The 19,185-nt window shown below is 49.0% G+C and carries 19 protein-coding genes; 7 read left to right on the top strand and 12 right to left on the bottom strand.

The window, feature by feature from the left end:
- Nucleotide 1: 1 nt before the first annotated feature.
- Nucleotides 2–1,306, bottom strand: a complete 1,305-nt coding sequence (phoR, locus tag D9T21_RS04100) for a phosphate regulon sensor histidine kinase PhoR (RefSeq protein ID WP_123323847.1) — start codon at nt 1,304–1,306, stop codon at nt 2–4.
- Between the two features lie 67 nt (nt 1,307–1,373).
- Nucleotides 1,374–2,063 (bottom strand): phosphate regulon transcriptional regulator PhoB, encoded by a 690-nt coding sequence (gene phoB / locus D9T21_RS04095; RefSeq protein ID WP_123323846.1) that lies wholly within the window; start codon nt 2,061–2,063, stop codon nt 1,374–1,376.
- 337 nt (nt 2,064–2,400) lie between these two features.
- On the opposite strand from phoB, the gene D9T21_RS04090 reads away from it, so the two are divergent.
- Nucleotides 2,401–4,128, top strand: a complete 1,728-nt coding sequence (locus D9T21_RS04090) for a sensor histidine kinase (protein WP_123323845.1) — start codon at nt 2,401–2,403, stop codon at nt 4,126–4,128.
- Nucleotides 4,129–4,224: 96 nt separating this feature from the next.
- Nucleotides 4,225–5,133 (top strand): recombination-associated protein RdgC, encoded by a 909-nt coding sequence (gene rdgC, locus D9T21_RS04085; RefSeq protein WP_123323844.1) that lies wholly within the window; start codon nt 4,225–4,227, stop codon nt 5,131–5,133.
- On the opposite strand, the gene D9T21_RS04080 is transcribed toward rdgC, so the two are convergent.
- Nucleotides 5,130–6,365: a DUF418 domain-containing protein gene (locus D9T21_RS04080; RefSeq protein ID WP_123323843.1), complete on the bottom strand. Its 1,236-nt coding sequence runs from the start codon at nt 6,363–6,365 to the stop codon at nt 5,130–5,132. The genes rdgC and D9T21_RS04080 overlap by 4 nt on opposite strands.
- 256 nt (nt 6,366–6,621) lie before the next feature.
- Here D9T21_RS04080 and D9T21_RS04075 point away from each other — a divergent pair, with 256 nt between their 5' ends.
- Nucleotides 6,622–7,800, top strand: coding sequence for a benzoate/H(+) symporter BenE family transporter (locus tag D9T21_RS04075; RefSeq protein ID WP_123323842.1), 1,179 nt, complete (start codon nt 6,622–6,624; stop codon nt 7,798–7,800).
- Between the two features lie 36 nt (nt 7,801–7,836).
- Here the strand turns inward: D9T21_RS04075 and D9T21_RS04070 are convergent, their stop codons facing one another.
- On the bottom strand, nt 7,837–8,673 hold the full coding sequence (locus D9T21_RS04070; RefSeq protein ID WP_123323841.1) for an HDOD domain-containing protein: 837 nt from the start codon (nt 8,671–8,673) through the stop codon (nt 7,837–7,839).
- A gap of 390 nt (nt 8,674–9,063) precedes the next feature.
- On the opposite strand from D9T21_RS04070, the gene D9T21_RS04065 reads away from it, so the two are divergent.
- On the top strand, nt 9,064–10,734 hold the full coding sequence (locus D9T21_RS04065) for a dipeptidyl-peptidase 3 family protein (RefSeq protein ID WP_123323840.1): 1,671 nt from the start codon (nt 9,064–9,066) through the stop codon (nt 10,732–10,734).
- 148 nt (nt 10,735–10,882) lie between these two features.
- On the top strand, nt 10,883–11,467 hold the full coding sequence (locus D9T21_RS04060; RefSeq protein WP_123323839.1) for a hypothetical protein: 585 nt from the start codon (nt 10,883–10,885) through the stop codon (nt 11,465–11,467).
- 849 nt (nt 11,468–12,316) lie between these two features.
- Here the strand turns inward: D9T21_RS04060 and D9T21_RS04055 are convergent.
- Genes D9T21_RS04055 through folB form a run of 4 tightly spaced genes read right to left on the bottom strand, consistent with a single transcriptional unit; the run spans nt 12,317 to nt 14,376 of the window.
- On the bottom strand, nt 12,317–12,685 hold the full coding sequence (locus D9T21_RS04055) for a histidine triad nucleotide-binding protein (RefSeq protein WP_123323838.1): 369 nt from the start codon (nt 12,683–12,685) through the stop codon (nt 12,317–12,319).
- A gap of 29 nt (nt 12,686–12,714) precedes the next feature.
- Nucleotides 12,715–13,515 carry an undecaprenyl-diphosphate phosphatase gene (locus D9T21_RS04050; protein ID WP_123323837.1) on the bottom strand — a complete coding sequence of 267 codons (801 nt, stop codon included), beginning with the start codon at nt 13,513–13,515 and terminating at the stop codon, nt 12,715–12,717.
- Complete coding sequence (gene folK, locus D9T21_RS04045) at nt 13,512–14,018, bottom strand: 2-amino-4-hydroxy-6-hydroxymethyldihydropteridine diphosphokinase (protein WP_123323836.1); 507 nt, start codon at nt 14,016–14,018, stop codon at nt 13,512–13,514. Before folK ends, D9T21_RS04050 begins: the two co-directional genes overlap by 4 nt.
- A 1-nt stretch (nt 14,019) precedes the next feature.
- Nucleotides 14,020–14,376, bottom strand: a complete 357-nt coding sequence (folB, locus tag D9T21_RS04040; protein ID WP_123323865.1) for a dihydroneopterin aldolase — start codon at nt 14,374–14,376, stop codon at nt 14,020–14,022.
- A 197-nt stretch (nt 14,377–14,573) separates the two neighbouring features.
- Between folB and plsY the strand changes: the two genes are divergently transcribed.
- Nucleotides 14,574–15,176 carry a glycerol-3-phosphate 1-O-acyltransferase PlsY gene (gene plsY, locus D9T21_RS04035; RefSeq protein WP_123323835.1) on the top strand — a complete coding sequence of 201 codons (603 nt, stop codon included), beginning with the start codon at nt 14,574–14,576 and terminating at the stop codon, nt 15,174–15,176.
- A 3-nt stretch (nt 15,177–15,179) separates the two neighbouring features.
- Here plsY and D9T21_RS04030 read toward each other — a convergent pair whose 3' ends face one another.
- From D9T21_RS04030 to tsaD, 4 genes are read right to left on the bottom strand one after another with little or no spacing between them, the layout of a single operon-like run.
- Entirely contained in the window at nt 15,180–16,004 is an 825-nt protein-coding gene (locus tag D9T21_RS04030; RefSeq protein WP_123323834.1) for a TlpA disulfide reductase family protein, read from the bottom strand.
- A 23-nt stretch (nt 16,005–16,027) separates the two neighbouring features.
- On the bottom strand, nt 16,028–16,378 hold the full coding sequence (locus tag D9T21_RS04025; protein WP_105932749.1) for a carboxymuconolactone decarboxylase family protein: 351 nt from the start codon (nt 16,376–16,378) through the stop codon (nt 16,028–16,030).
- A 16-nt stretch (nt 16,379–16,394) separates the two neighbouring features.
- Entirely contained in the window at nt 16,395–17,609 is a 1,215-nt protein-coding gene (locus D9T21_RS04020; RefSeq protein ID WP_123323833.1) for an alkaline phosphatase family protein, read from the bottom strand.
- 44 nt (nt 17,610–17,653) lie between these two features.
- The gene (tsaD, locus tag D9T21_RS04015; protein WP_123323832.1) at nt 17,654–18,670 is read right to left on the bottom strand and encodes a tRNA (adenosine(37)-N6)-threonylcarbamoyltransferase complex transferase subunit TsaD; all 1,017 of its coding nucleotides are present in this window, start codon (nt 18,668–18,670) and stop codon (nt 17,654–17,656) included.
- A 250-nt stretch (nt 18,671–18,920) separates the two neighbouring features.
- Here tsaD and rpsU point away from each other — a divergent pair, with 250 nt between their 5' ends.
- Nucleotides 18,921–19,136, top strand: a complete 216-nt coding sequence (gene rpsU, locus D9T21_RS04010; protein ID WP_012517258.1) for a 30S ribosomal protein S21 — start codon at nt 18,921–18,923, stop codon at nt 19,134–19,136.
- The last annotated feature ends 49 nt before the right edge of the window (nt 19,137–19,185 follow it).

The raw sequence follows: 19,185 nt of genomic DNA, 5'->3' as shown, positions 1-19,185 counted from the left end.
ATTACTCCTGGCTGGCAATCATCTCGGCATCAAATTCAAAAAAGAATTCGCTGCCTTGCCCTACCCGACTGGTGATTTGAAGTTTTGAATTATGATGATTCAGCACGTGTTTTACAATGGATAAGCCCAGCCCCGAGCCGCCGGTTTTTCGTGAGCGCGCTTTATCCACCCGGTAAAAACGTTCGGTCAGGCGCGACAGGTGGCGCTGCTCTATACCATCACCGTTATCTTTTACGGCAAACCGCACGCCGGCTTTGGTAACCGACCAGTACACGTCAATGTTGCCGCCTTCCGGCGTATAGTTGATGGCATTAAAAATCAGATTGGAACACGCACTGCGCAGTTCGGTTTCAATACCGTAAATACGCACTCCGGGAGTCAGGTGAAACTCAATGGTGTGGTGTTTGTCTTTATTCAGCGCATCGGCTTCAATTTTCACCTGATTAAGCATCGCCGCCATATCCACAGTGTTTTCGTACACGCGCTCGGAGCTTGCTTCAATTCTGGATAACACCAGCAGGTCTTCAATCAGGCTCTGCATACGCTGAGTCTGGGTACTCATTTCAAGATAAGCTTTTTTCACAAACGGATTAAGCTGTTCATCGGCATCCGGCAGTATTTCCAGGTAGCCGTTGATAACCGTGAGTGGCGTACGTAATTCGTGGGAAACGTTGGCGACAAAGTCTTTGCGCATTTCCTCGAGCTGGCTCAGACGCGTGACATCCCGGGCAATCAGCAACAAGTGCTCTTCACCATAGGGCATGATCCGGTATTCGAAAGATTTTAACGGGTTGAGCGGTGACGGTACTTCAATCGGAAAATGATATTTCCCGGCATGAAAATACTCGATAAATTCAGGGTGCCGGATAAGGTTATCCAGTCGCCGCCCCGCATCAGACGGCCAACGCAAGCCCAGCTCCAGGCGGGCCAGGCGGTTGCACCAGATAATACAGGCTTTGGAATCCACCACCACCGCAGCATCGGGCAAAGCTTCAGAACCCTCGCGAAAGCGTTTAACCAGCGCGCCCAACTCCTTGCGTTTGTTGCGGTTACGCCTCTGCAGGTAGTAAATCCCTTCGTAGATATGTTCCCATAATCCACTGACCGAGGGTGGCGACATCTTACGGCTGTGCCACAACCAGCGGTTTAATTTGAATAACTGCCAGTAGTTAACCAGCAACAAGCCTGTGGCGCCCATGGCTACAGCCAGCAGCATATCTTCCACATACCAGCCGATAATCGCAAAGAAGATAAGAAACAGGACGAGTCGCGCAACTGACTTTATCCACGAAAAGGGGTAATACATCCCGGTTGTTCCTTTCTTGCGCGCTGACGATGGGGCAGACTATACCTACCCCAAAGATGAAATCAAATTAAAGCTTAGTTGAAAAACGGTAACCTGCGCCTCTGACCGTTTGGATCATGGCGTCGTGTCCCTGACCACCAATGGCTTTGCGTAAACGGCGGATATGCACATCTACCGTACGATCTTCAACGTAAACGTTGGTTCCCCAAACATTGTCGAGCAATTGCTCACGGCTATACACCCGCTCCGGATGCGTCATGAAAAAGTGCAGTAACTTGTATTCTGTAGGCCCCATATCCAGCGCTTCGTCATTGGCCATTACCCGATGTGAGATAGGCTCTAACTTAAGGCCATTGAATTCAATGGGTTGCTCATTTGAGGTGGGTGTAACACGGCGCATCACTGCCTTGATACGAGCCACCAGCTCCTTGGGCGAAAACGGTTTGGTAATGTAATCGTCCGCACCGGCATCCAGACCACGGATTTTATCGTCTTCCTCACCGCGAGCAGTCAGCATGATTACCGGAATATCCCGGGTAAACTCATGTTGCTTCAGGCTTTTGGCCAGTTGAACGCCGCTACCACCGGGTAGCATCCAGTCCAGCAAAATTAAATCAGGATAAGGTTCTATCAGCTTTTGTTGCGCGATATCGTAATCTTCGGCTTCGATAGTCTCAAATCCCGACTGTTCCAGCACAAAAGATAGCATGTCGCGAATAGGCGCTTCATCCTCTACCAACAAGACTCTTCTTGACATAGATTTTTTCCAGCTCATAACAAAACGCCGCTATTATTATCAGGGTGTGTGACAATTTTATTAAACGATTACATTTATATGTCAAGTTTGTGACTGCGATTACCTGATTTATTGGGATGATTGCGTAAATAAATATGCCCGATAACTTACCTGGGCAAATAAATGTTAGCGAAAATGTAAAGATGATTTGAATATAAAAAAGCTTGGCGTAATATGAAGGCTATCAGGTCATTGCGCTAATCATTAAGAACTCGGGCTAAGAACTTGTCTATTCAGCAATTAACACATATTCTTGAAAGAGTTCAAAAACTCATCAGTATTATTAGATAGGTATCAGATGGCGTCGGTTCAGACAGGATTGTCGAGAAAGCTACTAACACGCGTGTTGTCGGTATACTTCTTTCTGACTTTCATTGTGACCGTTGGCCAGATTTTTACTGAATACCTCAGCACCAAAAGCCACATTGAATCTGAACTTCAGACCCTGAAAAACACGTTCTCCACCAGTCTTACCCGAGCCATATGGGAAGTTAACATCCCTCAGGCGCAGTCGATTGCCGAAGGACTCATGGAACTACCCATAGTTACCGGCGTACAAATTCGCGATGAGAATGGTGATTACATCGCTGATTTAGGCGTGACCATTGCGCAAATTCGCGCGCCCTTCACCAGCGGCGAACTGGAGGATCATGACGGCGGCCTGTTCAGTTACAGCTTTCCATTGATTTTTGAATTCTCCAACCGTGCCTCCACAGTGGGCGATGTGACCCTGTACTCCAACTTCGATATTATTTTCGGCCGTATCGAAGTGGGAATTTTCTTCTTAATCGGCAACGCGATTGTTAAAACCGCTTTTCTGGTGTTTTTGTTTATGACCGCCTTTCGCCGCATGCTGTCAGATCCGCTAATGGAAGTGACGCAGAAAATGAGTGCGTTTAATCCGGATAACCCGGAGCAGTCGAAAATCTACTTAACCCTGGACGACGAAAACGAACTGCGCCTGCTGCAATATTCCTATAATCAGGTAATTGATGATCTGATTGTCTCCCAGCAACAGCTGAAAAACACGCAAAGTGAGCTGCAGCGGGTAAATAAAAAACTCGACGACCAGAATCTTTTGCTGGAACAGGAAGTGGCTAAGAAAACCGCTTCGCTGAGTCAGATCATGCTGGACCTGGAGCGCCAGAAAGACGAACTTATTGCTAATCAGCGTGAGCTTCGCCAGGAAAACGAAAACCGTCAGTACATCGAAAACGTGCTGCGGGATAAAAACAAAGAACTGGCCCAGTCCATGGAAAACCTTAAGCTGGCTCAGGATCAGCTGCTTGAGTCAGAGCGGATGGCCTCGCTGGGCGGTCTGGTAGCCGGTATTGCCCACGATGTAAACACGCCACTCGGCGTTGGCGTTACTGCCGCCAGTTTCCTTAATGAGCGCCTGGCTGAAGTACGCAAAAACTATGAGGATCAATCCCTCACGAATAAAACCATGGCCTCGTTTTTGGATGAGGCGGAACAAACCACTAATCTGTTGCTGACAAACTTAAACCGCGCATCTGACCTGATCACCAGCTTTAAACAAGTCGCGGTAGACCAGACCAGCGAGGCAGAGCGGGTATTTAATTTAAATAATTACCTGCATGAGATTTTGCAATCACTTGGCCCGTCGTTTAAGCACACCCAGCACAAAGTAAATATACAGTGCCCGGATGACCTGTATATCCGCTCAGCGCCCGGCATTATTGCCCAGATCATCACCAATATGATCATGAACTCCATTATTCACGGCTTTGAAAACAAGCCCGATGGCCACATTGATATTGCCGTGCAACAGGTCGGTGAAGACGTCTTACTATCCTACCAGGACGATGGCTGCGGTATCCCGACCGATCAACTTGGCCACCTTTTTGATGCGTTCTTTACCACCAAACGCGGCCAGGGTGGTAGCGGACTGGGCACTCACATTATGTATAACCTGGTTACCCAGGCGCTCGACGGCAATATCGAAGCCAGCAGTGAACCTGGCCAGGGCCTGCGCTACGAAATCCGCTTCCCGGCCCGAACCTGATACACATTCTGCGGCCGGCAAAATCACCTGCAGTAGTTGCGCAGTTACCAGCGCACTGCTAACCTTTCGGCCTTTTCAAAATGACAGATCTTCTTTATGTGGTTTAAGAATATAAAAGCCTACCGGCTCACCCAGCCGCTGGCCCTCAATGATGATGAATTACAAACGGCGTTAAATGAACTCGCCTTTCGCCCCTGTGGCAGCCAGGAAAGTGCCACCATGGGCTTTGTCTCGCCGTTACACGACGCCGGCCAGAACACCCTGCTATTCCACCAGACTCAGTTGCGTTACTGGATCACGCTGAAGAAACAGGAACGCTTACTGCCTTCTTCCGTAGTCAATTCAGAGCTGGCCGACAAAGTCGCCCAGATTGAGGCAGAAACCGGCTCACCGGTGGGTAAAAAAGCTCAGTCGGATCTGAAGCAGGAAATTATTACCCGCCTGCTGCCCCAGGCCTTTGTGAAGAACTCTTATACCAACGGTTTTATCTCAATTGCTGATAATTTAGTGATTGTGGATGCCAGCGCCGACGGCAAAGCCGAAGCGTTTCTGGCCATGGTCCGTAAGGCCCTGGGTTCTTTGCCGGTAGTTCCGCTGGTTCGTCACAGCCTGCAAAGTGAACTGACTCACTGGTTAACCGATAAGCCACCCGCCAAAATTGAGTTACTGGAAGAAGCCGAGTTTAAATCTACCGATGAAGTAGGTAGCGTTATTCGCTGTAAAAATCAGCCGCTGGACAGCGAAGAAATTCAGCTCCACCTGGATGCCGGTAAGCTGGTACAGAAAGTGGCTTTCGATTTCGATGAAACACTGGAAGCGGTCATTCAGGAAGACGGTTCAATAAAACGCATTAAGTTTACCGACCGGATCAAAGAAGAAACCCAGGATATTCCTAAGGATCAGGTAGCAGCTCGCCTGGACGCAGAGTTCAGTCTGATGTCTGCTGAGATGTGCGCCTTTGTTAATTTCCTGAGCGAAGCGCTGGACCTCGATAAAGACAGTTAAACAGCCTGCCGGGCCCTGCGCTGCAGCACTGGTTGCCAGCGGCGTTGGGTCAGGTTGCGCCATATTCGCTCCATAGGCCCACTGGTGAAGCGGTTAAGCCACCAGCGTGAGAGGCCCAGCTGCACGGCCCATATAGCCAAAACGATCAGGGTAAGAGAGCTACGTTGTAACTCACCAAATAAACCCAGCCCCCAGCCATAAAAAATGGCACAACAGAGCAGCGTTTGCAGCAGGTAATTGGTCAACGCCATTTGCCCTACCGGCGCCAGATAATTTATCACCGCAGCTTGCCAGTTATTGCCGGCGACTTTCACCAGCCACATTACCAGGCACACATATCCCCAGGCTAAAAACAGTGCGCCCCAGTAATTGGGTAAACGATACACAGTCATAAACTCAGGTATCACCACACCATTCTGTTTACTCAGCATAGCCCCCGCCCCACATATCAAAGCGCCGATAATTACGCCCAGTATGCCATTTAGCTGGTAAAATTTAAGCGAGCGGCTCGCGGTTAAAATTCCGAGCTTGTACAGCGCCATGCCGACCAGCATTAAGCCGCACATGCGAAACTCCACTGCGATCAGCGCATTAACATGAAAATCCAGTGTTGTATCAACCCGCATAGACGCCCTTTGCCACCAGTTGCCCTGATAGGCGGCTATTTCTTGCTGGAGCTGTGCCAATGGCGGGCTGATACTGTGAATAACCTCCTGTTGCTCGCCGTCAGACATGCCGCCCCAGGAGTAGTACACCAGCAATAACAACAGCATCAGAATGCTTTGCAGGAACAAGCCAAAGCCGAATAGCTTTTTCACCGACCAATTTCTGCACTTAAATATCAGCATGCCGCCAATAGCGTAGGTCACCAGAATATCTCCCCACCACAAACCATAGGCATGCAGCAAGCCAATCAGCAACAACCAGAACATACGACGATAGTGCACCTGCTTAGCAGTTATGGGATCGGGCTGGCGCTCTGCCATCATGGCAATACCTGCGCCGAATAAAGCAGCAAACAAGGCGTAAAATTTTTCTGCGAAGAACACCTCTGCCAGGAACCACTGCCACTCATTTACGGGGCTTAACGGCCCCAGTGCGAAAGGATTATCATAAAGCGCCCTAGGATACGCAAAAGCAATAATGTTCATCATCAGAATGCCAAGCAAGGCAACGCCTCGCAGCGCATCAAGACTTATAATGCGGTTGGCTGGTGATATCTGCTGACTCATTGCTTGTCCTTAAGCATCGGCGGTTTCCTTTAGGTTTGATTGGGAGTTTTGGCAATTAGCTGCTGCCTGTGCTGACAGTATACATCAATCGATCACAGTAAACCCTGCCCCAACGAATAGAAACGACTTTTGTTCAGACCTTCACACTGACAATTGATTGGCCCACCAGTTGTGCGCTATAGCGCACAATGCTATATTAACTTTACTTGTACGTTATAACGCACAAGAATAATTAAATACACAGGTAAATTTGGCCATGAAACACAATCGCTCGCTTCAGCTTAGTCATATAGCCGCCGGCTCCACTTCTGTAATTGTGGGTTACAGTAGCTCGGTGGTTATAGTGATCGAAGCGGCCAGACAGGCCGGCGCCAGCGAATCTCAACTGATAAGCTGGTTACTGGTGCTTGGTCTGGCAATGGGCCTGAGCACCCTGTTTTTTTCGTGGCGTTTTAAAATGCCGGTGATTACGGCATGGTCGACGCCCGGCGCAGTTTTTTTAATTTCTACCGCAGGTGATTTCTCACTGGCTGAGATTACCGGTGCCTTTTTATTTGCCGGGCTCCTTAGCCTTTTGGCTGCACGCAGTCGTTTACTGATGCGCGGCATTGAACGTATTCCCCCGGCACTATCCGCCGCTATGCTGGCAGGCATCTTACTGCCCTACTGTCTGGGTGTTTTTAGCAGCGCTCAGGACTATCCGTTGCTGAGTATGCTGTTTATTCTGATTTACCTGCTTGGCAGTCGCTGGTTTCCCCGTTACCTGATGCTGGTTTTACTGGTGGTTGCAGCGTTGGCCGCACTGATGCTAACCGGCACCAGCAGCAAGCCAATCCGCTTTGCCCTGCCGGCGCTAGAGTGGGTTATGCCGGCTTTCAATGGCGCCGCACTTATCTGTATTGGTCTGCCGCTTTTTCTCATTACTACCTTGTCGCAAAACCTGCCGGGGATCAGTATTCAACACAGCCATGGCTATAAGCCAGACAACCGGTTTGTATTAACTGGCATCGCACTGGTGCAGCTTTTGAGTGCCCCGTTTGGCGGTTTCATGATTAACCTGGCGGCGATAACCGCTGCTATTTGCATGGCCGACAATGTGGATGAAAACCCGGCCAAGCGTTATCTGGCAGGCGTAGTGGCCGGGGTTGGCTATTGTCTTGCCGGCCTGTTTGCGGTCACCATTACATTGATTTTTACTCAGATGCCGCAGGTGGTAACCAGCTTACTGGCGGGCATTGCGCTGTTATCCACCCTACAGTCAAGCTTGTTGCGCTGTTTGCAGGATGCGCAATTCAGGCAGGGAGCAATACTCACCTTGCTATGCAGTGCGTCAGGATTAAGCCTGGCAGGAATTAGTGCACCGGTTTGGGGGCTACTTGCGGGAGTAATAACGCTTTGGCTGCATCCTCAATGGAAACAGCCGGCGAAGTCTTAAAAATATAAACGGGGCCGTTAAACTGGCCCCCGGGGATCAGGCAAAGATTTGCTTAGCCGCCGCCCGCATTTCAGCAAAGTCGTCAGACAGCAATGAGTTTACATCTTCCACCACGCCACGCTGAATGGCCAGGTTAAGGACGGCGTCTTTTTTACTGTCTATCTGCCCGGCTAATGCCGCGCCCACTCTGACAAAGTCGATATAGCCGAGCTTTTCAGGAATATAAGCCAGATCGTGCCAGCGCTCAGCTACCACAACAAAGTCTTCACCAAACTCCCAGCTTCGCATAATGCTACCGCCCACTTTAGGGGCCAGTTTGTCAATGGCGTCATCGAGGAAACTTGGACTGGCAAAAACCTCAGTGTGACGCTCCGCCTCGGTCAAAATAGGCAATACACCAATACTGTGAATTAATGACATCAGCGTCATGGTATCAATGCTAAGGTCGCGCTTTTTCGTGCGAGCTATATACATTTGCAGTGCTGCCATGGCATTGGCCACCACTTCGACGGTGTTTGCCCATTCTTTTTTCATGTACTCGCCAACCAGCTCGTTTTTTGAAACGAACAGTTGTTCCATTGCCAGCGCGGTTGAAATGTTTTTGATTTGTCTCAGACCAATGCGGGTAACAGCCTGCGAGATAGAGGTTACTTTAACCGCTCGCCCCATGTAGGCACTGTTTGAAATCTTGATCATCCTCGCACTCAGCGATGGATCCTGGCCAATCACCTCACCCATATCCTGTAAGTTGATATCCGGATCATCTGCGGCTTTGCGCACTTTTAACGCCACAGCGGGTAACGTTGGCAGCACCAACGTATCGTTTTTAATCTTTTCAACCAGAATGGTGAGTAGCGCATTTTGTGTAGACATATTCCTACCTTTGTCGATGGTCAGTGTGTTCTCGCATCCGTTGCGGTTAACAGTAACGGAGCGCGCTGCCTTTTATATTGTTGAAAATCAATGTTTGTTGCTGTTGTATAACCATAACATAGTTCAAATTTCTGTCATGCGACCAGTCCGGATAAAGAAAAAATGACTTTCAGGGAATTTTCGTGCGGTCGGCAAAAGAAATTTAGTTGCTTAACTGAGTATAGCATCTGCTTTACGGCTTGGTTATGCTAGGGAGAGTTTCTGCTTTTCACCGCCCGGGCAGCTAATTAAAAATTGCCCTGCGAAATTAAAGATAGCGGTAGAATCAGTTTCACGGATAAAAATGCTAAACAATAACAACAACTTTTATTAAACGACGGACGAATCAATATGCGCAAAGCACTGCAAAAAACATTTGCCCTCACCGCCCTGGCCAGTTCACTTCTTTTCGCTGGTTGTTCAGAGCCACAGTCACCGCAATCAACAACTCAGGCAACGGCGCCCGAATTGCTGGTTGATGACAGTCGCCTGGGGATCTATCACCAGGTCCCGCTAACGGCTGATTTATCCCACTTGAGTGATAACCAAAAACAAATGCTCAGCAAGTTAATAGACGCCTCTGAAATTATGGATGACCTGTTCTGGAAACAGGCCTTTTTTGGCGATAAAAAAGCATTTCTGCAGCAGTTTAGCAATGAGGAACTCAAAGCTTTTGCGGCCATTAACTATGGTCCCTGGGATCGCTTAAATGGTGATGCGCCGTACCTGAGTGGCTACGGCGAAAAAGCCGCCGGCGCTGAGTTTTACCCTCAGGACATGACCAAAGCGGAGTTCGCAGCGGCCGAGTTTGCCGATAAAGATGGCCTCTACTCAGTGGTCGAACGCACTGAAAGCGGCGATTTAACTGCCACGCCCTATTCTGAGAAATATCAGGCAGAGCTGACAAAAGCCGCAGCTTTACTTAAACAGGCATCTGAACTGGCAGATAATGAGACCTTCGCAAACTACCTGAAACTGCGTGCCGAAGCGTTGCTGAGCGATGATTATTACGCATCGGACATGGCCTGGATGGATATGAAGACCAACCCCATTGAGCTGGTGATTGGCCCCATCGAAACCTATGAAGACCAACTCTATGGCTATCGCGCCGCCTTTGAATCTTATGTACTAATCAAAGATATGGCGTGGAGCGAGCGATTAGCAAAATATGCTCAATTCCTGCCTGAGCTACAAGAAGGATTGCCAGTCGATGAGGCCTACAAGCAGGAAACTCCCGGATCGGATGCCGATCTTAATGCTTATGATGTGATTTATTATGCCGGGCACTCAAATGCCGGTAGCAAAACCATCGCCATCAACCTGCCCAATGATGAGCGGGTTCAGCTTGCTAAAGGCACCCGCCGCCTGCAGTTGAAAAATGCGATGCAGGCCAAGTTTGATCATATTCTTAAGCCCATTTCAGAGGTACTAATTGCCCCTGAACAACGCGAACACATTACCTTTAACGCCTTTTTTGCCAACACCATGTTCCACGAGGTGGCCCATGGTCTGGGGATCAAAAACACTATTACCGATAAAGGCACCGTTCGGGCTGCTCTTAAAGAGCACGCCTCGGCACTGGAAGAAGGAAAAGCCGATATTCTGGGTCTGTACATGGTCCAGAGCCTGTTGGAAAAAGGTGAAATAACCGAGGGCACCCTGGAAGATTATTACGTTACCTTTATGGCGGGTATCTTCCGTTCAGTGCGCTTTGGTGCATCCAGTGCCCACGGCAAGGCCAATATGATTCGGTTTAACTATTTCGCCACCATGGGCGCTTTTGACCGCAATGAAGACGGCCTGTACAGCGTAAATATGGATAAAATGTCGGAAGCGGTTTCTTCCTTATCTGAGCTCATCCTTACCCTGCAAGGCAATGGCGATTACGATGGCGTAGCTGAGCTGGTTGCGGATAAAGGTATTATTAAGCCTCAACTGGAAGCCGATCTGGCCCGATTAAAAGCGGCCAGTATTCCGGTTGATATTGTATTTGAGCAGGGAAAAACACAACTCGGTTTATAAGGAAAAACCTGGCACTTATATTCATCCCGGTAACTATTAATCTACCGGGGTGGTATATCGCCCGCGTTCAGGCAGACAAGGAACACAGTCTGCTAGTTAACATCTGGCCTGATCATTCAGGCCGATTCCATCTGACAAGGAGTCCTGTATGAAACAAATCGCAGCACTATTTCTACTCGCAATGTCGCTTTATTATATCTATTTGGGCTGGCGGGTACTTTCCACCAAACGGCCTTTTATTGTCTCAAGCGGTCTGCTGTTCAGCTTTGCCCTGCTGATAAACCTGGTTCTAGCAGTGCGGGAAGCAATTCGAGTTTGGCAAACCAGTAGTGTAGAAGGCAAAGAAATTATACTGCTGGCGCTAATCATTTATCTAGGTGCTAAATGCTGGCAACTAAGGCGGTCATACCAGGTTATAGGTCTGGCTGATGACCTTTCGCCGGCACTTAAAAATGCATTGGCTCATAACCAGCTGAATTATTGTGAGCAACCCGGAATTATCAAAGTGCCAACCCTGCCCGGCGCCATTGGATATGAATTCAAGGATTCAAAAAACGAATCATCGTTTAATTTTAAGGGCAGCTTTTCAGCTACGACAATCATTAACGTTCTTCAACAACTCGAAAAGTACTTCACGACACACCCTTTCACCATTAATAAAAAATCAGCATATGAAATGTGCGGATTGGGCGTGATATCACTGGCTCTTTCACTTGGCCTGCTGTTCTACTAACTATAAACCGGCTTGGAATATCGACCTGGAGTATCCGCAGGTGACGCTAGTTCAAAACTGGTATGAAGGGTAGATTCAAATAAGACAGTTTTTGGAAGTTGAATGCCTGAACAGGTGTGCTTTTACAGCCTACGATTGCACGATGGAGATCCCGGATAAGTACTGCGTCCTTTCCGGGATGACAGGATATTTTATGATTCTAATAAATCATCGTCATCTCGAATTTCCGCAGGAAATATCCGGGATCTCCTGAGCAGCATTCCTGTTTTAAAAAGACTAGTCAGCCGTGAAAGACTGTTTAGAAGATACCGGCTCAAGGCCGGTATGACAGTAAGGGATAAATTCTATTATCAGATTAAAACAACCTGCTTTTTATTTGGTTCTTTGTATTGCGAAATACTGAGGCCGGGCAGATTAAGTAAAAGCGTAGAGGCGTCATGGATGACGGCTCCGGCCAGTGCGGGCAGGACGCCCGCTCTGGCCGATAGGTTTTATCTGCCCGGTCTAAGTATGCTACTTCGCGATTAAAGAACTGGGGGTGTCCAGAGGGGAGCCACCTCCCCTCTGGGTGCAGTCGGCACCCCGACAAAATGTGGAGAAATGAATGGTGGTGGAAGTGCCTACATTCTGTAGTTAAGCAGAGAGCAGTATTTTTTAGTCCACAATATCAGTCAAGGAGATCCCGGATAAGTACTGCGTCCTTTCCGGGATGACAAGATATAAAGCGGATAGCGCCTTTGGCGCTTCCGGAAGAAAAAAAGCGATACTGTTTAGGTTAGTCAGCCTTCTCAGGAGATCCCGGATAGCGCCTTTGACGCTTCCGGGATAACAAAAAGCTTTAGCTTTTTGTTACTCCAAATGCTTGGGTTTATCTGTGTATGGAGGCCAGCCCATCATTTTCCCGGCCAGAACATGTAAATGGATGTGATAAACGGTTTGGCCACCAAACTCATTACAGTTCATTACCGCGCGGTAACCCTCCTCGGCAAAGCCCATCTCATGAGCCAGTTTGGCTGCTACTGTGTAGAGATGGCCAACCACCGCTTCATCTTCTTCGCTGATGTCATTAATGGTGGCAATCTGCTTTTTAGGAATGACCAGAAAATGAATCGGTGCCTGCGGATTGATATCTTTGAAGGCTAACGCCTTGTCGTCCTCGTACAGAATATCTGCCGGGATAGACTTATCAATAATCTTATCAAAAATAGTTTCAGCCATTTGTTATCTCCATCAAATCGATACAGGGCTTACCAGAATATAAAGGCAATCAGCACGGCGCCAAGCAGTAAGCGGTATATCACAAACGGTAACATACCGATGCGGCTTATCCAGCTCAGGAACAAAAAGATACACAGATAGGCACTAACAAAGGAAAAGCCTGCACCATATAGTAACGCCGACCAATCCACTGCTTCATTAGCTTCGAGCAGGTCTTTTACTGCTAATAAACCGGCACCGAGGATCACCGGAATAGACAGTAAAAACGAAAAGCGTGCCGAACTTTCGCGGTTTAGGCCCAACATTAAACCCGCTGTCATGGTAATACCAGAACGGGATGTACCCGGAATTAACGCCAGCATTTGGGCCAGGCCAATGGTAATGGTCTGACGTAGTGTCAGTTGTTCCAACTTCTGCACATGCTTAGCTTTTACATCGGCGTACCACAGTAGTAAGCCAAACAGGATTGTTGTAGTAGCAATTACAGCAGCGCTACGCGCATGGGTTTCGATCAGGTCTTTCAATAAAAAGCCTGCTATCACCGCCGGAATAGTGCCGATGACTACAAACCACGCAAGCTTGCTGTCGGTGGTTTGTTGTTTGCTGAACCCGTGCTTAAAAAAGGCCCCTGTCATTTGCAGGATGTCATTACGGAAGTAAATCATTACCGCCAGTAAACTGCCCACATGTACAGCTACATCAAATGCCAGGCCCTGATTACGCCAGCCGAGCACTTCGGCAGGTAAAATCAAATGGGCAGAACTACTGATAGGCAAAAATTCGGTAAGGCCCTGGATAATGGCCAGAACAATAATTTCGAAAAGCGTCATCCCTGGGGTGAACTCCATGTAAAATCGATAGGTGTGGTTGGCTGTTTGCTATGATCAAAGGCCTGCCAGAGTTGCGAGAAAGTTTTTCCTACTACCGGGTGGCGCATATCCGGGGCAATATCAGCCAGCGGTCGCAGTACAAACGCGCGCTGTAGAATTTCCGCTCTGGGCAGCGTCACCGGTGCATCGCACACCATTTGATCGAAGCACAATAAATCTAAATCCATTGTGCGTGAACAGTGCTTTTTATACCAGTCTTTTCGGCCGTATTCGGCTTCTAATTGTTTGAATAACTGATAAATAGCCTCCAGCGATAAGCTGGTATCCACTCGCGCCACCCAATTGTAAAACCCCGGCCCGTCAAAGCCCTCTGCCGGGCAATCATAAACCGGCGATACCACCACGTTGTCAAAGTACTGGTGCAGCAACCGGTAAGCTTCGCGGGTATGAAACTCACGCTCAATGTTTGAGCCAATACCAATAAAAACCTGATGCAGGCTCACTTTATTTGCCTGCCTCGTGGGTAATACGGATACCGACCTTACGGGCATCGGGTAATATCCCCGGTTTTTCAATCGTCAGTACCAGTTTTTGTACCTCAAACGCCTGGCAAACAGCACGGATAATGGCATTGGCAAACGCCTCAAGTAACTCAAAGGAAGAGTCGCTACCCACCTGCTTAACGGTTTCTGCAACCGCTGCATAATCGATAGTGTGGGCCACATCGTCTGACTGCATAGCTGCGCTCAGGTCGGCATCGATTAACAAATCGACGATTAATACCGTATTTTGCGTGCGTTCCCAGTCATATACGCCTATCAGGGTGGGCACTTCCAGCCCTTCGATAAATATTTGCTGCATTGTTTGCTGCACCTTAAAACTCATTTTTTGCGAGTATAGCATTGGCGTTGCAGATTACGCGATCCCGGTAATCATGGCCAGTCCGGCCAGCTCTTAGCACGCTTTATAACTGTCACACATAGCGTCACAATGTCTGGCTTTGCGGGCGATATTCTAGTAGTGTGTGCACACTTTTCATACATAGTTGGAGCATTGGCTTGATTGCACTCAGTCTGTTAATGATTGGCGTTGCCTACCTGATAGGCTCTGTTAGCAGTGCAGTATTGGTCAGCCGTGCTTTTCGATTACCCGATCCGCGCCGACATGGCTCTGGCAACCCCGGTGCCACCAATGTTTACCGCCTCGGTGGCCGTGTTCCGGCTTTGCTGGTGCTGGTTATCGACGTATTAAAAGGTACCATTCCGGTGTATTCGGCCTATTTTATGGGGCTTGCCCCGGTGGCCCTGGGTTTTATTGCCATTGCTGCTTGTCTTGGTCATATCTTCCCGCTCTATTTTAATTTTGCCGGCGGTAAAGGCGTCGCTACGGCATTTGGCGCTATGTTGCCAATTGGACCAGCGCTGGCCGGTTCGCTGATTGCCAGCTGGGCGGTTGTGGTGTTTATCTGGGGATATTCTTCACTGGGCGCTATTGTTACCGTGTTACTGGCGCCAGTGTTTACCTGGTTTATCAAGCCCATTTACACCATACCGGTGGCCATGCTGTCGGTGCTGATCATATTCAGGCACAAAGAAAATATTCAGCGCTTGCTCAAAGGCGAAGAGAGTAAAGTCTGGGATAAAGGCAAAGCCAACGAGTAGTCGTTACTCTTCAGGCGTGCTTTGCGTAATCTGTTGCAACGCGTAATCAAGGCTTGCTGTTGAGACACCGCCGACATGACGATACAGCAACTTACCTTGTGGAGAGTAAAACAGCGTGGTGGGCAATACAGCCACGCCGAAAGCTTCACTTACCGCTCCGCTGGAATCAAGCAAGACATTTTCGAGTTTAAGGCCCTGGCTGCTAAGAAATTCATTAACTTCGGCGGCCGACTCGCCCTGATTTAAAAAAATAAAATGCAAGTTAGGGTAGTTTTGCTGGGCCTGCTCAAGCACTGGCATTTCGCGGCGACATGGCGGGCACCAGGTAGCCCACACATTCAGTACTATGGGCTTATCCGTAAAGGCTGCAAAGTCTACCGTTTGAAGAGCATTATTCTGCACCACAGGTAACGGCATGGTCGCGCTGCGATTTACCCAGTTAATCCCAATATAAACCGGCAGCATACAAGCGGCGGTAAGCAGAACAACTTTCACTGAGGCATTGCGGGTAACGGGCAGTTTATGAACGCGCCATATCAGCACCAGTGCCCCGGCTATCAACCCGGCCTGGGGCACAAAGCCGCCATCGCGAATATCCAGCATGGCCAGCCAGTCAGATTGATACTGGGGCCACATACGCCAGATAAATCCGGCTCTGGCGCCCAGGAGTGCCGCCACAAAAACACTGAACAGGGTGTTTTCCACCTGCGCGCGTAGTGGCTTTTCTTTTACTACCAGACGAAGCCAGATAAGCGCAAGGAACAAAGCTCCCCACACCAGCACATAATCAATGGCCAGGCCCACCGGCCCTATCGACAGGCTATGCAAGCCGGTGCAACCGGCAAGAGTGATTAAGCGCTGGCTTCACTGAACTGTTCATAAGCCAGCATGGCATCTGCGGCATACATCAGTGACGGGCCACCGCCCATATAAACCGCCATGCCCAGCGTTTCCTCAATTTCCTGTTTGGTTGCGCCAAGTTCTACCAGCGCTTTAACGTGAAAGCCGATGCAGCCGTCACAGCGGGTAGATACGCCAATTGCCAGGGCGATGAGTTCTTTGGTCTTCTTGTCCAGCACGCCGTCTTTGGTAGCGGCTTGCGCCATAGCAGAGAATCCCTGCATGGTATCGCTGATGTCACTGCGTAACGCTTTTAAATTACTGGAAATACGTTGGGTAATTTCAGGGTAAGACTTACTCATTATCAAGACCTCTTGGTTATTGTTCCGCCAGCGCCTGATTGAGCACATCCAGTTTGCCGTCGATGGGACGGAGCAACTCAAGCCCCAGCACTTTAGCCAAAGCCGGGTATACTTCCAGATTGCTGAAGCGCGGCAGTCGTGCACCCTGTTTGAAAGCAGGACCTGCAGCAACAAAAGTGGCGCCCATATCCGGATGTTCAGGCAAATAGCCATGACCGCCGGGGCCGATACGACTGTCTTTATTTCTGGCAAAACGGGCCGGCGCATCAATGGTAATAATGATATCACCGGTACGCGGATTACGCGGCATGTGATAATGCTTTCGTTGATGCTCATCAAACACTTTTACACCGGGTAACGCCAATGCGCGCAACGCCTCTTCCTGCGCTTTAACGGCCGCCTCGCTAACGCCGTCTTTGGCGTACAACAGTATTTGTTCGCCTTCGTTGAGCACCAGAAAGTCATCGCTGATATTCAGCTCGTCCTGATAAATTATCCGGCTGGTATCTACTGCGTTCATGCCGTGATCAGACACCAGGATCAGGTTGACCTTAATTGGCAAGGCCTGAATACGTTCATACAACTGGCCAATCAGCGCATCAATTTTTTGTACCGCTGCAAAAGTCTGCGGTGCATCCGGGCCATAATCGTGCCCTACGGTATCAATTAACGAGAAATAGCCGGCGATAAACACCGGTCGGCTGGCATCCGGATAGCTCAGCCATTCAATAATCTGATCAACACGCTGCTGATAATCTGAATATTTAGAATAGTGAAAATGATAAGAGGGTAGCTGCCCGCCAATCCGTGCGTCTGACTCCGGCCAGAAGTAAGTGGCTGCAGGGTAACCATGAGTTTCCACCAGATTCCAGAACGGCATCGCCGTGATCCAGGTGCTGTCTTTATACGCTTCCCCCATGGAGTAGTAAGCATGACGGCTTTTATCGTAAAAACGGTTATTCACAATACCGTGATTAACCGGCAACAGGCCAGTCAGCAGTGAAATATGATTAGGAAAAGTATTGGCTGGATACACCGGCTGCATGCTTTCAGCTCGCACACCGCGAGCGGCAATACTGGCCATCGCCCGGGCCTGATGCTTTTCGATATAGTCGTGGCGGAAGCCATCGATTGAGATTAATACCACATGCTGTTCCGGGCGTTCAGCATGTACATTCAGGCTTACGAAGATCAGACAGCCAAGTAGACTGCGCCAGCTAAAAAATGTCATAAAAGGCTTTGATATCAATTAAAAAGCATAAGATAACACCTTTTTTATGACACTGGTGTTAACGAATCAAGCGGCCAGCGAGGAACTACCGATTCTGACAGAGGAGTGGTTTCACCTGCTTTGAGTCGCTGCAAGCCTGCATACGCTATCATTGCGCCATTATCGGTACAAAAACTTAAGCCCGGGTAATACACTTCGCCGTTGATATCCTGCATTAATTTGGTCATGGCAGTACGTAGCGAAGTGTTGGCACTCACGCCCCCGGCTATCACCAATCGTTTCAGTCCGGTTTGTTTAAGTGCCCTTTTACACTTAATAATCAGGGTATCGATTACCGCTTCCTGAAAAGCAAAGGCAATATTGGCCTTGGTTTGATCACTGCCGTCGGCGTCGCGAATAGTATTGGCAGCAAAGGTTTTAAGGCCACTGAAGCTAAAGTCCAGACCAGGGCGGTCGGTCATCGGGCGCGGAAAACTGTAGTGGCCGCCTTCACCCTGATCGGCCAACTTTGCCAGCAGCGGCCCACCCGGATAATCCAACCCCAGCAGCTTGGCCGTTTTATCAAAGGCTTCACCGGCGGCGTCGTCGATAGACTCACCGAGTAATTCATAACTGCCGATACCATCTACGCGCACCAGCATGGAATGACCGCCAGACACCAGCAGCGCAACGAAAGGAAACGGCGGCGGGTTATCTTCCAGCATGGGGGCTAACAAATGCCCTTCCATATGATGCACGCCAATGGTCGGCACATTCCAGGCATAGGCTAACGAACGTCCTACTGAGGCGCCCACCAGTAATGCGCCAACCAGGCCGGGCCCGCGGGTATAGGCAATACCATCGATATCATCAGAAGAGGAACCTGCATCGCTCAACGCTTTTTGAATCAGCGGGACGATTTTGCGCACATGGTCTCGGGATGCCAGCTCGGGAACTACGCCACCGTAATCGGCGTGCAACTTAACCTGACTATATAAGGTATGCGACAGAAGCCCCTGTTCGTCGTCATAAACAGCAATACCGGTTTCATCACAGGATGTCTCAATACCTAATACGCGCATAGTGTTCTGTTTGCCTTTAGTTGATCAGATTTAGCAGGGGTGACTGGCAGCGAAGTTTAACCGAATTGGTGAATTCAGGCCACTACGGTGCATTGGGTGTATTATATGGGGCGTTTTGGCTATTTTTTTAACACTAAGACTTTACATCCTGGGCGTGAATGATTAGAATTTCGCACCATTTTTAACCCGGGTGGTTTAAAAGTACCTATTTTAACCCGGACATCCTGTTAAGTTTTGAGGTGAATTTTTAATGCCTATCGTTAAAGTTAGAGAAAACGAGCCATTTGACGTAGCACTGCGTCGTTTTAAGCGTTCTTGTGAAAAAGCCGGTGTTCTGTCAGAAGTTCGTCGTCGTGAATTTTTCGAAAAGCCAACTTGGGAACGTAAGCGCAAGAAAGCAGCTGCTAAAAAGCGTCACCTGAAAAAGCTGGCTCGCGAAAACGCACGTCGCGTAAAACTGTACTAATACACCTTTAGTCCAGTTTAGCTGCAATAACATGCAGCAAAAAACCTGT

Origin of the sequence: Marisediminitalea oceani, assembly GCF_003731635.1 — a bacterium.
In the GTDB taxonomy this organism is placed as follows: domain Bacteria; phylum Pseudomonadota; class Gammaproteobacteria; order Enterobacterales; family Alteromonadaceae; genus Alteromonas; species Alteromonas oceani.
The sequence above is the reverse complement of the archived record's forward strand: the minus strand, read 5'-3'. Positions and strand labels throughout refer to the sequence as shown.